Raw genomic sequence first — 13,556 nt, forward strand, 5'->3', positions numbered from 1 at the left:
AATAAAGGATCAAGCGACAGCCCGGGCAAGCGCGCAACGCGACCACAACTGATGCAGCGCACCGACCAGATGATCGATATCGGCATCCGAATGCAGCGGTGTCGGAGTAATGCGCAGGCGCTCCGTCTTCTTCGGTACAGTCGGATAGTTGATCGGCTGCACGTAGATGTTGAAGTTGTCGAGCAGGATGTCGGAGATCCACTTGCACTTGGCCGCATCGCCGACCATCACCGGAACGATGTGGCTCGGGTTCGGCATGTGCGGAATGCCACGGGCATCAAGCATGGAACGCAGGCGCCGCACCCGTTCCTGATGAGCGAAACGCTCGATCTGGCTCGACTTCAGATGACGGATCGAAGCGACCGCGCCGGCAGCCAGCGACGGCGGCAGCGCTGTCGTGAAGATGAATCCGGATGCGAAGGAACGGATAAAATCGCAAAGCGCATTGGAAGCCGCGATGTAACCGCCCATCACGCCGAAGGCCTTGCCGAGCGTGCCTTCGATGATCGTCAGGCGATCCATCAGGCCTTCGCGTTCGGCAACGCCGCCACCGCGCGGACCGTACATCCCGACAGCATGCACCTCGTCGAGATAGGTCATCGCGCCGTACTTGTCGGCGAGATCGCAGATTTCCTTGATCGGGGCGATATCGCCATCCATCGAGTAGACCGATTCGAAGGCGATGAGCTTCGGCGCCTTGGGGTCGGCCGCCGCCAGCTTGGCTTCGAGGTCCTTGAGATCGTTATGTTTCCAGATCACCCGCTCGCACTTCGCATAGCGGATACCTTCGATCATCGATGCGTGATTGAGCGCATCGGAGAAGATGATGAGGCCAGGGATCTTCTGGCCAAGCGTACCGAGCGTCGCCCAGTTGGAAATATAGCCGGAGGTGAAGATCAGCGCGGATTCCTTGCCGTGCAAGTCGGCGAGTTCACGCTCCAGAAGGACGTGGTAATGATTGGTGCCAGAAATATTCCGGGTGCCTCCCGCACCCGCGCCACAGTGATCGATAGCCGACTTCATCGCCTCGATCACGGTCGGGTTCTGGCCCATGCCCAGATAGTCGTTGGAACACCAGACGGTAACGTCGTGCTGACCGTCCTGGGTATAGCGCGTGGCGCGGGGGAAATTGCCCTGTTGCCGCTCAAGATCCGCAAAAACCCGGTAACGCCCTTCTTCGTGAAGGCCTTCCAGTTGGCTCTTGAAAAACGCCTCGAAATCCATCGTCAAAAACTCCAGCCTGCTATTTCCCTTTTGGGATCCAACGCGTCGGCGGTCAACCCCGGCTTTGTAAATTCATTCTAAACTGCGACAAAAGGCGCGGCTTTGAGAATCTTTCCAGAGAAGTGCTAATCGATCGTCTCCATTTCAAACTTGATCTGCGTCAAGCAGGAGAAAAAAGGGCGGCCGCGGCCGCCCTTTCCTGCAATGGCTCGTTTCAGGCGACATCACGAGGCCCCGACCGCGCGTTTGGCCATCACTTTCACGAGATTGGCGCGATACTCGGCCGTGCAATGCAGGTCCGACATCAGATCCGACGAATCAATTACGACATCGGCAATCGCGCCCGGTGACCAGTCGCGCGCAAGCGCCTCCTCCAGCCCCGCATGTCGGAACACGCCGTTCGACCCCGCGCCGGTCACGGCAACCCGCACGCCGGCCGGGCCTTTCGCGACGAAAACCCCGGTCATGGCAAACCGGGAAGCCGGGTTGGAAAACTTGGCATAGGCCGCCCGTTCCGGCGCCGTGAACCGGACGGCCGTAATGATCTCGCCCTCCTGCAACGCCGTCTCGAAGAGATCGACAAAGAAGTCGTCCGCCCCGATCTCACGGCGATCGGTAACGATGGTTGCGCCGAGCCCGAGCATCGCCGCCGGATAATCGGCCGCCGGGTCGTCATTGGCGATCGATCCGCCGATCGTGCCGAGATGACGGACGTGCGGATCACCGATCAATGAGGCGAGATGGCATAGGGCCGGACAGACCGAGCGGATAAGACTCGATTCCGCCACCTCGGCATGAGTGACGCCGGCGCCGATGGTGACCGACCGTCCATCGACGGAAATTCCCTTGAGCACGGGAATATGCCGAAGATCGATCAGGTCGGACGGTTGCGCGAGCCGCTGCTTCAGCGTCGCGATCAGCGTCTGACCGCCGGCGATGTACTTGCCGTCATCGGCTCCGGAAAGAAGTCGGCCCGCTTCCTCCAGGGAAGAAGCGCGATGATAGCTGGTTGGATAAAGCTGCATGAAACGTCCCCCCTCTTATTCCGCGGCCTGCAGCGCCGACCAGACCGCATTCGGCGTGGCGGGCATGTTGAGCCTGTTGTTCCCGATGGCATCCGTGATGGCGTTGATGAGCGCTGGCGGAGAACCGATGGCGCCGGCTTCGCCACAGCCCTTGATGCCGAGCGGATTGCCCGGACATGGAGTGTTCTGGTGCGACACCACAAAGGAGGGCAGATCGTCGGCACGGGGCATGGCATAGTCCATGTAGCTTGCCGTCAGGAGCTGCCCGTTCGACGGATCGTAGTGAACGCCTTCGAGCAGCGCCTGCCCGATGCCCTGAGCAATACCGCCGTGCACCTGTCCCTCGACGATCATCGGATTGATGATATTTCCGAAATCGTCGGCCGCGACGAACTTCTCAACCGTGGTCTTGCCCGTTTCCGGGTCCACCTCGACCTCGCAGATGTAACAGCCGGCCGGGAAGGTGAAGTTGGAAGGATCGTAGAACGCTCCTTCTTTCAATCCGGGCTCCATGCCTGCCGGCAGATTGTGCGCGGTATAGGCGGCGAGCGCCACCTGGAACCACGGCAGCGTCTTGTCGGTGCCGGCCACCTTCAGTTCGCCGTTTTCGATGACGATATCGCGTTCGTCTGCTTCCATCAGATGGGCAGCAATCTTCTTGGCCTTGGCCTCGACCTTGTCGAGCGCCTTGACGATCGCGGACATGCCAACCGCCCCGGAGCGGGAACCATAGGTTCCCATGCCCATCTGTACCTTGTCGGTATCGCCGTGAACAATGGAAACATTGTCGATCGGCACCCCGAGCCGGTCGGAAACGAGCTGCGCAAAAGTCGTCTCGTGCCCCTGGCCGTGACTGTGCGACCCGGTCAGCACTTCAACGGTTCCGACGGCATTGACCCTCACTTCAGCCGATTCCCAAAGGCCGACGCCGGCGCCGAGCGAACCCACCGCCTGGGACGGTGCGATACCGCAGGCCTCGATGTAGCAGCTCATGCCGATGCCGCGCCTCTTGCCGCGCGCGGCCGCCTCCGCCCGCCGTGCAGGGAAACCTGCCCAGTCGGCCGCAGCCATCGCCGCCTCCAGCGAAGCATCGTAGTCGCCAGCGTCATAATTCATGATGACAGGCGTCTGGTGCGGGAAGGTGCGGACGAAATTCTGCCGCCGCAGTTCGGCTGGAGAAACACCGAGTTCGCGCGCGGCCGTTTCCATCGTCCGCTCCAGGAGGTAGGTCGCCTCCGGCCGGCCCGCGCCGCGATAAGCATCGACCGGCGCCGTATTGGTATAGGCGGTCCGGACATTAGCGTGGATCGTCGGGATCGCATATTGGCCCGAAAGCAGCGTCGCATAGAGATAGGTCGGCACTGCCGACGAAAAGAGCGACATGTAGGCGCCGAGATTGGCGATGGTGTCGACCTTGAGGCCAATGATCCGGTTGTCCTTGTCGAAGGCCATCTTGACCTTGGACACGTGGTCACGGCCATGAGCGTCCGTCAGGAAGGCCTCCGTGCGATCGGAGGTCCACTTGACCGGCACGCCGGTCTTCTTCGATGCCCAGAGACAGACGATCTCCTCGGGATAGATATAGATTTTCGAGCCGAAGCCACCGCCGACATCGGGAGCGATGACGCGCAACTTGTGTTCCGGCGCGACGTTGTAGAAGGCGCTCATCACCAGACGCGCAACATGCGGGTTCTGGCTCGTCGTATAGCAGGTATAGTGATCTTCGGCCGCATCATAGATGCCGAGTGCCGCGCGCGGCTCCATCGGATTGGGCGAAAGGCGGTTGTTGTGGATCTCGATCTCGGTGACGTGCGCCGCGGAAGCAATGGCCTGGTCCGTTGCGGCGCTGTCGCCGATTTCCCAGTCGAAGATCAGATTGCCGGGCGCCTCCGGATGCAGTTGCGGCGCACCAGGCTTCAGGGCTTCGGTCGCCTCGGTCACGACAGGCAATTCTTCGTAATCGACCACCACCGCTTCCGCGGCATCATGGGCTTCCGCGGCGCTATCGGCCACCACGACCGCGACGGCATCGCCGACATAGCGCACCGTCTCGTGCGCCAACGGCCGCCAGGCGCCCATCTTCATCGGCGATCCATCCTTGGAATGGATCATCCAGCCGCAGATCAGGTTGCCGATGCCGTCCGCCAGCAGTTGCCTGCCGTCCAGAACGTCGATCACGCCGGGCATCGCCTTGGCGGCGGATGCGTCCACGCCCTTGATCCTGGCATGGGCATAGGGTGAACGCACGAAGTACGCATATTTCATTCCCGGCACGACCATGTCGTCCGTATACCGGCCCTTGCCTGTCAGGAAACGCTTGTCTTCCTTGCGCGCCACGCGCGCGCCAATTCCCTCAACACCCATGATTTCCTCCCGATGGCGTTCCCGGCCCGAAAATCCCTTCGTCGCGGCTCCTCAACCATGACGTCCGGCCGGAGGATGAAACGATTATTCGGCAGCCTGCCGTCTGCCATGCATTTCCGCATTGGCTGCCAGCACCGCCTTGACGATGTTGTGGTAGCCGGTGCAACGACAGATATTGCCTTCGAGTTCGTGGCGAACCGTCGCTTCGTCGAGGTGGCCGCCATGGCGGTTAATCATGTCCACGGCCGTCATCACCATGCCCGGCGTGCAGAAACCGCATTGCAGACCATGATGTTCCTTGAAGGCCGCCTGAACCGGATGAAGATCGCCACCGCTCGCCAATCCCTCGATGGTGGTGATGGTCGAGCCGGATGCCTGTACCGCCAGGATCGAACAGCTCTTCACCGATCTGCCATCCATATGCACCACGCAGGTGCCGCACTGGGTCGTGTCGCAACCGACATGGGTTCCGGTCAGGCCGAGCTTTTCACGAATGAAATGCACGAGCAGTGTTCGATCCTCGCACTCACCGCTCACCGAACGGCCGTTCACCGTCAGCGTTACTTTTGCCATATTGTTCCTCCTCGTGTCTCTCCCGGACACGAGGAGCATCATTTGACTTTTTCACATCATCTTCAACCTGTACTTTAATGCATGTCCGAAAATTATATTTCGCGGCGCAACAAAAGCGGCCCACATTATTGAAACCCCAAGCATGTCCTGGACTGGAGCCGCGTCCTCGACTTTGATCTCCATGGACTTTCCCGATTTGGCGGCTATTCTGCAGGCACGGTCGTCAAGACAATGCCTGAGAAACGGGCACGACCGATGCAGGGGCCGGTTTTTCCGGACGCGTAACCAGTGGAGAAGAAACGCATGAAAAAAGCTCTTGTGCTCGTACTGCTCGGCCTTTCGGTCGCAGGCTGCACGCAGACCGAAAAGGGCGCTGCCATCGGCGCGGCTTCGGGCGCAATCATCGGCGGAGCAATTACCGGCGACGTCCGGGGTGCAGCCGTAGGTGCCGCCATTGGTGGCGTGTCCGGCGCCGTCATCGGCAATGTGGCAGACCAGCCCGGCCAGTGCTACTACCGCGACCGCTACGGTCGCCGCTACATCGACTCGTGCCCGCGCGGCGGCTACTGAGGTCCGATATAGGGAGGGTCCGGCATTGTCCGGCCCCTCTCCTTGATTCGTTTTTCTCTAAAAAGTATGTCCCATCCGGTCATTTGCGTCTAAACTGGAGAGGGTTGAGCGGAATTGTCCGTACGGCCGATCCCGTTTTTGAGCAAAGTAGTGCATGCCGAGTAGATTGAGACCACCGATAGGACGTATCGCGTTTCGGACGGCCGGCACTGCATTCACGCTTGCTGCAAGCCTCTGTTTTTCGCTGGTCTTTGCCGACGAAGCCTACGCATTCAAGATTTTTGGCATTACCATCTTCGGTGACGACGAAGCGGAGGTCACAGTCCTCGATCCCGTCCGCTATACCGTCTCTTTCGATAGCGACGGTTCCGACAAGGAACTCGCCGACGCACTGAACCGCACTTCGCTCCTCGTCAGCGACGAGAAAAAACCGGTTTCCGGAGATCTCGGCGTGGTCATCAAGGCGCGCGACGACCGGGACCGGCTGATCGCAACTCTTTACGAAAATGCCCGTTACGGCGGAGTTGTCACAGTCACCGTCGCGGGTCAGAATCTCGACCTGCTGCCGCCGAATCCGTCCTTCGATCGCTCGGCTCCGGTTCCGGTCTCCGTCAGAATCGACCCCGGCCCTCTCTTCACACTCGGCGACGTCAGGCTGGAAGGGGATGCCGCGCGGCTCGACCCGACCGCATACGATCTTCGCACCGGCGGTCCGGCCGGCTCGCTGGTGATTCTGAAAGCCGGCAACAAGATCGTGGACGACCTGAAGGCAGAAGGCAGGCCGCTGGCGGAGCTGACGAAACGCGAGGTGGTCGCCGATCACGAGACGAACACCATCGACGTCGTACTTGCCGCCGAGGCCGGTCCCGTGGCGCCGCTTGGACCGATTGCCGTCAAGGGTGCCCGCAAGGTCGATGAGGCCTTCATCCGCCGATATTCGCGGCTCCAGCCGGGCCAGCAATATTCGCCCGAGCAGTTGCGCAAGGCCGGCGAGCGGCTCCGCGCGCTCGGCGTATTCTCCAGCGTGACCATCGAGCAAGCCGACAAGCTCGCGAGCGATGGCACGCTGCCGCTCGGAATTATCGTATCGGAAGGCAAGCACCGCTACTTCGGTTTCGGCGCCAGCATGTCCTCGATCGACGGCCTCGGTCTGCAGGGCTATTGGGGCCATCGCAACCTCTTCGGCCAGGCGGAATCGCTGCGGCTGGAAGGAACGGTCAGTGGCCTCGGCGACGGAAACATCATCGACGACCTCGACTATTCCGCCGGCATAACCTTCATAAAGCCCGGTGCCTTCTTCCCGTCCGCGACGCTGGAAGCCAGCATCAAGGGTACGACGCTCACCACGGATTCCTACGACGCGAATTCCATTGCCGGAAAGGTCACCCTCGCCTACGAGATCAGTGACTACGATACCGTCAGCGGCGGTCTTTCGCTGACCTATGACGACATCGACGACGCCTTCGGCAATAACAGCTACCTGACATTCGGACTCCCCATCGGCTATATTCGCGATACGCGAGACAACAAGCTCAACCCGACCGAGGGCTACTACGCATCGGTGACTGCGATCCCGAGCTACGAGATCACCGGGAGCACCTTCTTTTCGTCCTTCGAAGGCTCGGTCTCCGGCTATTACGGCATCGGGGCGGAAGATCGCGTGGTTCTTGCCGCGAAACTGTCGGCCGGAACCCTGCTCGGCGCCGGCGACCTGAAAGCCATTCCGGCGACACGCCGCTTTTTTGCCGGAGGCGGAGGCTCGGTGCGGGGTTACGCCTACCAGGAGATTTCTCCCTATAACGACAATGACGACGCAACGGGCGGTCGTTCTTATGCCCTTGGCTCCTTCGAGGCACGGGTGAACATCACGGAGAGGATCGGAATCGTGCCTTTTCTCGACATCGGCAGCGTCTCGACGGCGAATTTTCCGGATTTCTCAGATCTGCGCATGGGAGCGGGCATAGGCCTGCGCTATATGACGCCATTCGGACCATTGAGACTTGACGTCGCCATGCCGCTCGACCGCTATGACGGCGGCAGCCAATACGGCATTTATGCCGGGATCGGGCAGAGTTTCTGATGGACCGTTACGACAGGAAGACGAAACCCGGATGCTGAAGCGCCTGATCATATGGATCCGTCGATTGTTCGCCTATACGGCAGGCGGAACGCTTGCGCTTGCCATCGTCGCGATCCTGTTCGGCGGCTTCACGACGGCCGGCGCCGGCATGGTCACCAACTGGCTCTCGGCCCTGCTTTCGACACCCGAGCGACGCATCACCATCGACGGTGCCGGGCCACTGCTGACAGGCGCACTGCGCGTCGAGCACCTGGCGATCGCCGATGGCGAGGGCGTCTATGCGGAGATCGACAATCTGGCGCTCGACTGGACCCCGCTGGATCTTCTATCGGGCACCTTCCGGGCCCTGCGCCTGGCCGCAGACAGGGTGAAGATCGACCGCCCGCCTGTCGCATCCGCCGGACAGACCCAAAACGACGGCGGATTTTCCCTGCCGGTCGCGATTGCCATCAAGAAACTGGAGCTGCCGGCGATCGATATCGGTGCCGCGCTTGCAAGTCGGGACGTCCGTCTCTCTCTCACCGGTTCCGGCAGGGCTTCCGGCGACACGATAACCGCGCACATCGAGGCACAGCGTCCCGGCTCACCTGAAACAAGCCTGCGTGCCGATTTCGTTTACGCACCCGCAAAGAACCGTCTGCAGGTCGCCGCCAATCTCGCGGAACCTTCCGGCGGGCTCCTCGCCAACCTGCTGAAGTTGCCGGGCGCACCCGCTGTCGATCTGACCGTCGACGGTGACGGACCGCTGTCCGACTGGCAAGGAAAGATTGCTGCAAAGCTCGATGGACGGCCTACCCTCGCCGTCCAGGCGACCCACCGGCAATCAACCGATGGCACCCGCCGCATTCTGGTCGAGGGCGGCGGCCGGTTCGATGCCATACTCCCACCGGGATTGCGGCCGCCCTTTGCCGACGAAACGACAATCGATCTCGATGCGAGCCTCACCCGCAATGGCGCAATCCAGATCGACCGTGGCGCCTTGTCGACCGGAGCGCTCTCCCTTTCCGCATCAGGGCGTTATGATCCCGAAGGAGAAAATGATCTTTCGGCCGAGCTCACTGGACTGAAAGGCCCCGTCGATTTCAGCTATGAAAGCAATGGAGAAGCCGTCACTGCAGCCATCCGGGAAGCGAGCCTCTCGCTGCGCGGCCGTGCCGACGCCGCCCTCTTCGAAATGTCCGCCAAGCTGGACAAGGTGAAGGCCGCCCAAGGCGAATTCGCCGGGCTTGCCCTGGAGGCGAAGAGCAGGGCCTTCAACCTGACGAACATGACCGGCCGCATCGAAACGATGGTGACCCTGACCGGCATGCAGTTTGTCAACGCCGAACTCAACCGTCTCCTGCAGGCGCCGATGACGTTGAAGGCGCCGATCGTACTTGCCGCAACCGCGGTCGGGCTGGAGGCCGCCACCATCGAGAGCGCCAGCATAGGGGGCACCGTGGTCGGTCAATATGCGCTTGAGGACAAGCGCCTGACCGGCCGGTTCGAACTCTTCGGCATTCCCGGCATTCTTCCGGATGCCGTCGCCGCCAAGCTGCGCGACACCATCCGCGTCTCTGGCAACCTCAACTACAATCTTCCGCAGGATATCAGGCTGAACAACCTGAAGATCACTACCAATCTTGGGGAAGCCACGGGCAATATCGAACTCGACGCGGAAAAAAAGCTGACCGCCGATCTCGCCGGCCGCATTGCCGATATCGGCGCGATCGTAGAAAACACCACCGGGCCCTCCGATTTCTCGCTCGCCGCAAGCGGACCTTTGGAGGCGCTGATTGCCCGTCTTTCGCTCCGAAGCGACGCTGCAACGGTTGCGGGCCGCAAGCTTGAGGGCTTCACGATCGATGTCGAGGGCACGGCGGACAAGACCGCACCGAAGGGAACCCTGCGGATGGCCGGCCGTATCGACGAACAGCAGGTACAGGGCACGGCGGATCTCGTTGCCGAAAATGGCCGCTCCGCCATTCCGGCCCTGAACATCACCGTCGGCAGCAACAGGCTGGACGGCGCAATCGCCTTTTCACCCGCTTTCCTGCCGTCGGGGAACCTGACATTCGATTTTCCTGACATCGGCCTGCTCGCTGCCTTCGCCGGACAGACGGCGGCCGGTGATCTCAAGGGCACGATCGCCCTGCAGGAAAATAACGGAAAGCTGGCCGCGCAGATCGCCGCTTCCGGCTCAAATCTCAAGCGGGACACCCTTGCGGTAGCCAAGCCCGACCTGCGGCTGAATATCTCCGATCTCGCCGCTTTCGCGGTCGAGGGAACAATCTCCGCGGCCGAGGTCAAGAGCGGGACGAACCGGGTCGAGAATCCCAATCTTTCCTTCAACCGTCAGGGCAGCCGTACCGCTTTCGATCTGAACGCCCGCTACGATGCGAGTCCTCTTGTCGTGACAGGCAGCGTCGAGCAGCAGGAGGGCGGGATGGCTATCGCTCTCGACAAGGCGTCCGCGACACCCGGTGGCATCTCCCTGAAACTCGCGCGGCCGGCCGCACTGCGCCTGAGCGAAGGAACCTTGACCATCAGGACGGCCACGATCGTCGCCGGCAGTGGCTCGGTCGACATCAAGGGCAGCGCCGGTCACGAGCTTGATCTGACCGTAACGCTTGACCGGCTACCGGCCTCGCTGGCGGCAAAGGCAGCACCGAACCTATCGCCGGAGGGCGTCATATCCGGCACGTTGAAGGTCAAGGGTCCGACCGCCGCCCCCGCTCTCGCCTATCGTCTCGACTGGGCAAATGCCGGTATCGCGCAAACCAGGTCGTCCGGCATCGGCACTTTCTCCGTCTCCGCGAACGGCGAGTTCAAGGATCAGAATCTTTCCCTCGACACCAGGGTCACCGGCCAGCAGGGGTTGGCCTTTGCCGGCGGGGGAACGTTGGGGCTGGCCGGAAGCCGGCCGATCAACATGAAATTCACCGGCAACCTGTCTTTCGCAGCCTTGGGAAGCATCCTCTCCGGCCAAGGCCTGGTGCTCGAGGGCAATGCCACAGCCGATGTGGCCATTACCGGCAATGCCGGCGCGCCCGAAATCAACGGTACGGCGAGAACCGCCGGCGCCAGACTGATCGATGTCCGCCGCAACCTTGCGCTCGAACAGCTGGCCGCCACAGTCAGCCTTCGCGGCGACCGGGCGGACATCACCGAACTCACCGGCAAACTGGCAAGCGGCGGTCGCATTTCCGGCAGCGGCACAATCGACATCCGTGCACCGGGGCTGCCGGCCGATATCGCCATCACGCTGGACAAAGCCGTCTATGTCGACGGAACGATGGTCGCCAGCACGGCCGACGGCAAACTTGCCCTCAAGGGACCGCTGCTCAACAATCCCGTGCTTTCTGGAACCATTTCACTTTCCAGGACCGCGATCACCATCCCTGAGAAATTGCCCGCCAGTCTTTCCCAGCTCGATATCCGGCACAAGAACGCGCCGGCTGCCGTCAGGAGCCAGATGGCCAAGGTCACCAAGAGCGAAGAGCATGGCTCCTCCTCCACCATTGCGCTCGATCTCACCGTTTCGTCGCCGACGCAGATCTTCGTGCGCGGGCGCGGGATTGATGCTGAACTCGGTGGTACGGTGCGGGTCACCGGAACGGCGGCAGCGCCAAATGTCTCCGGCGCCTTCGATCTGAGGCGCGGCCGCATGTCTATCCTGACCAAGCGGCTGGAATTCACCGAAGGCACGATCACCTTCGGCGGCGGTCTCATTCCGATCCTCGACATGGAAGCCAGCACGACATCGGGCACCACCACGATCACCATAAAGATAGCCGGTTTCGCCAACGATCCAGCGGTTTCCTTCTCCTCCTCTCCCGCATTGCCACAGGACGAAATTCTGGCACAGCTGATCTTCGGCCAGTCGATGTCACGCCTCTCCGCTCTGCAGATCGCCCAGCTCGCCGACGCGGCAAGCCAGCTCGCCGGCGGCCGCTCGACCTCGCTTTTCCAGAGCCTGCGCTCCACACTCGGTGTGGACGACCTCGATATTTCCACCGACGAGACCGGCCAGACCAATGTCAGCGCCGGCAAATACCTGAATAACCGCACCTATATCGAGCTGCAGCAAAGCGGCTCGGGTCAGAGCAAGGCCGTCATCAACCTCGACGTCGGCCGCGGCGTGAAGCTGAAGGGCGAAGCGGGAGCGGAAGGCGCGGGTGGCGGTATCTTTTACGAAAAAGAATATTGATCGGGAGAGCATCGTTCGATCGCTGTCCCCGCCCTCGTCTCAACCGACCTTGCTGGACTTCAGCAAAATGCTCGATTCCGTCGTATTGATACCCTCGATCAGGCGTATGCGCCGCAGGGTCTCGTCGAACGAAGCGAGGTCGCGATCCTCCAGTTCGGCGATGAAATCCCATCGGCCATTGGTGCTGTGGAGCGCCCTGACCTGCGGCAGACCACGCAGCTGATGGGCTACCCGATCGGCAAACTTGCCGATGACTTCGATCATCGCAATCGCCCTGACGCCGGCCGGCCTGATCTCGCTGCCGGTCCGGATCGTGAAGGCCGCGATCGTGCCATCCGCCACCATCCGCTCGATGCGCGCAGCCACCGTCGCACGCGATGCGCCCGTCATCGCCGCCAGAGACGAGGCGGAAATTCTTGCATTGTGGCGCAAAGCGCCGAGGATATCGCGATCGAGATCATCCATACGTACATTCTGTCAATCAAGTTCTACACTTTGTGCAATTTAACTGACTTTCCGACGATTTTCCATCTTTTTGCCAACAGCGACCTCGGCAAGAATTCCGGCTTTCAGCGCCAGTTCCGAAGGAGATGCGGATGACAGACAAGAAGGCGGCAACACTCATCGGCGTTCCCCTTGAAGAAGGCTCCGGCCGTGGCGGTTGCGCCATGGGGCCGGCTGCGCTGCGCATTGCCGGCATCGGCCACGCACTCGGCGAACTCGGCTATGCCGTCACCGATATCGGCGACCTGCGTCCGGCGCCTGCGACGGACCTCCCTCGCCATCAAAACGCCCGGCACCTGCCCGTCGTCGCCGCCTTCGCGCGCGCGCTGGACGAGCACACCTACCAGGCGGCCCGTGCCGGAACCGTTCCCATCCTTCTCGGCGGCGATCACAGCCTTTCGATGGGCAGCGTTTCGGGCATGGCGCGCCATGCCGCGGAACTCGGCCGTCCGCTCTATGTGCTGTGGTTGGACGCCCACGCCGATTTCAATTCTCCTGAGACCTCGCCTTCCGGCAACATGCACGGCATGCCGGTCGCATTCTTCTGCGGCAAGGCCGAGTTCGCGCCCATCCTGCCAGGCGGCCGTCCTCTCGTCGATCCGAAGCACGTCTACCAGGTCGGCATCCGGTCCGTCGATGACGAGGAACGGGTGGCGATCATGAAAAACGGCGTCAAGGTTTTCGACATGCGCGCCATCGACGAGGAGGGCATAGGAGCGATCGTGCGCCGCATCATCGCCGAGGTCTCCGACGCCAACGGCCTGCTGCATGTCAGCCTTGACGTGGATTTCCTCGATCCGGATGTCGCGCCGGGCGTCGGCACCACCGTGCCGGGAGGAGCCACCTTCCGCGAGGCCCACCTCGTCATGGAAACGCTGCACGACAGCGGGCTCGTCTCCTCCCTCGATCTGGTTGAACTCAATCCCTTTCTTGATGATCGGGGCAAGAGTGCCCGTGTGATGGTCGAACTGGCGGCGAGTCTTTTCGGCCGCCGCGTCCTGGACCGCCCCACCCGCGCCGCCTGACC

9 protein-coding genes are annotated in these 13,556 nt (G+C 61.8%); 4 read left to right on the forward strand and 5 right to left on the reverse strand.

Annotated elements, in window-relative coordinates:
- Positions 1-9 precede the first annotated feature (9 nt).
- The 4 genes from hemA to J5N58_RS09060 form a co-directional block, all read right to left on the reverse strand.
- Positions 10-1,224: a 5-aminolevulinate synthase gene (gene hemA / locus J5N58_RS09045; protein WP_244710551.1), complete on the reverse strand. Its 1,215-nt coding sequence runs from the start codon at positions 1,222-1,224 to the stop codon at positions 10-12.
- A gap of 224 nt (positions 1,225-1,448) precedes the next feature.
- Complete coding sequence (locus tag J5N58_RS09050) at positions 1,449-2,249, reverse strand: FAD binding domain-containing protein (RefSeq protein WP_113443087.1); 801 nt, start codon at positions 2,247-2,249, stop codon at positions 1,449-1,451.
- A gap of 15 nt (positions 2,250-2,264) precedes the next feature.
- On the reverse strand, positions 2,265-4,613 hold the full coding sequence (locus tag J5N58_RS09055; protein ID WP_244710553.1) for a xanthine dehydrogenase family protein molybdopterin-binding subunit: 2,349 nt from the start codon (positions 4,611-4,613) through the stop codon (positions 2,265-2,267).
- Between the two features lie 84 nt (positions 4,614-4,697).
- On the reverse strand, positions 4,698-5,186 hold the full coding sequence (locus J5N58_RS09060; protein ID WP_112830387.1) for a (2Fe-2S)-binding protein: 489 nt from the start codon (positions 5,184-5,186) through the stop codon (positions 4,698-4,700).
- A gap of 303 nt (positions 5,187-5,489) precedes the next feature.
- Between J5N58_RS09060 and J5N58_RS09065 the strand changes: the two genes are divergently transcribed.
- The 3 genes from J5N58_RS09065 to J5N58_RS09075 all read left to right on the forward strand — a co-directional run bounded on the left by J5N58_RS09065 (position 5,490) and on the right by J5N58_RS09075 (position 12,025).
- The gene (locus J5N58_RS09065; RefSeq protein ID WP_112830388.1) at positions 5,490-5,756 is read left to right on the forward strand and encodes a YMGG-like glycine zipper-containing protein; all 267 of its coding nucleotides are present in this window, start codon (positions 5,490-5,492) and stop codon (positions 5,754-5,756) included.
- A 154-nt stretch (positions 5,757-5,910) separates the two neighbouring features.
- Entirely contained in the window at positions 5,911-7,836 is a 1,926-nt protein-coding gene (locus J5N58_RS09070; protein ID WP_112830389.1) for an autotransporter assembly complex protein TamA, read from the forward strand.
- Positions 7,837-7,867: 31 nt separating this feature from the next.
- Positions 7,868-12,025 (forward strand): translocation/assembly module TamB domain-containing protein, encoded by a 4,158-nt coding sequence (locus J5N58_RS09075; protein ID WP_244710555.1) that lies wholly within the window; start codon positions 7,868-7,870, stop codon positions 12,023-12,025.
- 39 nt (positions 12,026-12,064) lie between these two features.
- On the opposite strand, the gene J5N58_RS09080 is transcribed toward J5N58_RS09075, so the two are convergent.
- Entirely contained in the window at positions 12,065-12,490 is a 426-nt protein-coding gene (locus J5N58_RS09080) for an Lrp/AsnC family transcriptional regulator (protein ID WP_112830391.1), read from the reverse strand.
- A 131-nt stretch (positions 12,491-12,621) separates the two neighbouring features.
- Here J5N58_RS09080 and rocF point away from each other — a divergent pair, with 131 nt between their 5' ends.
- The gene (gene rocF, locus J5N58_RS09085; protein ID WP_244710557.1) at positions 12,622-13,554 is read left to right on the forward strand and encodes an arginase; all 933 of its coding nucleotides are present in this window, start codon (positions 12,622-12,624) and stop codon (positions 13,552-13,554) included.
- The last annotated feature ends 2 nt before the right edge of the window (positions 13,555-13,556 follow it).

The sequence above is a fragment of the Paenirhizobium cremeum genome (assembly GCF_022884085.1).
GTDB classification, from domain to species: domain Bacteria; phylum Pseudomonadota; class Alphaproteobacteria; order Rhizobiales; family Rhizobiaceae; genus Allorhizobium; species Allorhizobium cremeum.

Bases quoted from the DNA above. Each gene is read 5' to 3' on its own strand.
- hemA (WP_244710551.1), bottom strand. From the start codon at position 1,224: ATGGATTTCGAGGCGTTTTTCAAGAGCCAACTGGAAGGCCTTCACGAA.
- J5N58_RS09050 (WP_113443087.1), bottom strand. From the start codon at position 2,249: ATGCAGCTTTATCCAACCAGCTATCATCGCGCTTCTTCCCTGGAGGAA.
- J5N58_RS09055 (WP_244710553.1), bottom strand. From the start codon at position 4,613: ATGGGTGTTGAGGGAATTGGCGCGCGCGTGGCGCGCAAGGAAGACAAG.
- J5N58_RS09060 (WP_112830387.1), bottom strand. From the start codon at position 5,186: ATGGCAAAAGTAACGCTGACGGTGAACGGCCGTTCGGTGAGCGGTGAG.
- J5N58_RS09065 (WP_112830388.1), top strand. From the start codon at position 5,490: ATGAAAAAAGCTCTTGTGCTCGTACTGCTCGGCCTTTCGGTCGCAGGC.
- J5N58_RS09070 (WP_112830389.1), top strand. From the start codon at position 5,911: ATGCCGAGTAGATTGAGACCACCGATAGGACGTATCGCGTTTCGGACG.
- J5N58_RS09075 (WP_244710555.1), top strand. From the start codon at position 7,868: ATGCTGAAGCGCCTGATCATATGGATCCGTCGATTGTTCGCCTATACG.
- J5N58_RS09080 (WP_112830391.1), bottom strand. From the start codon at position 12,490: ATGGATGATCTCGATCGCGATATCCTCGGCGCTTTGCGCCACAATGCA.
- rocF (WP_244710557.1), top strand. From the start codon at position 12,622: ATGACAGACAAGAAGGCGGCAACACTCATCGGCGTTCCCCTTGAAGAA.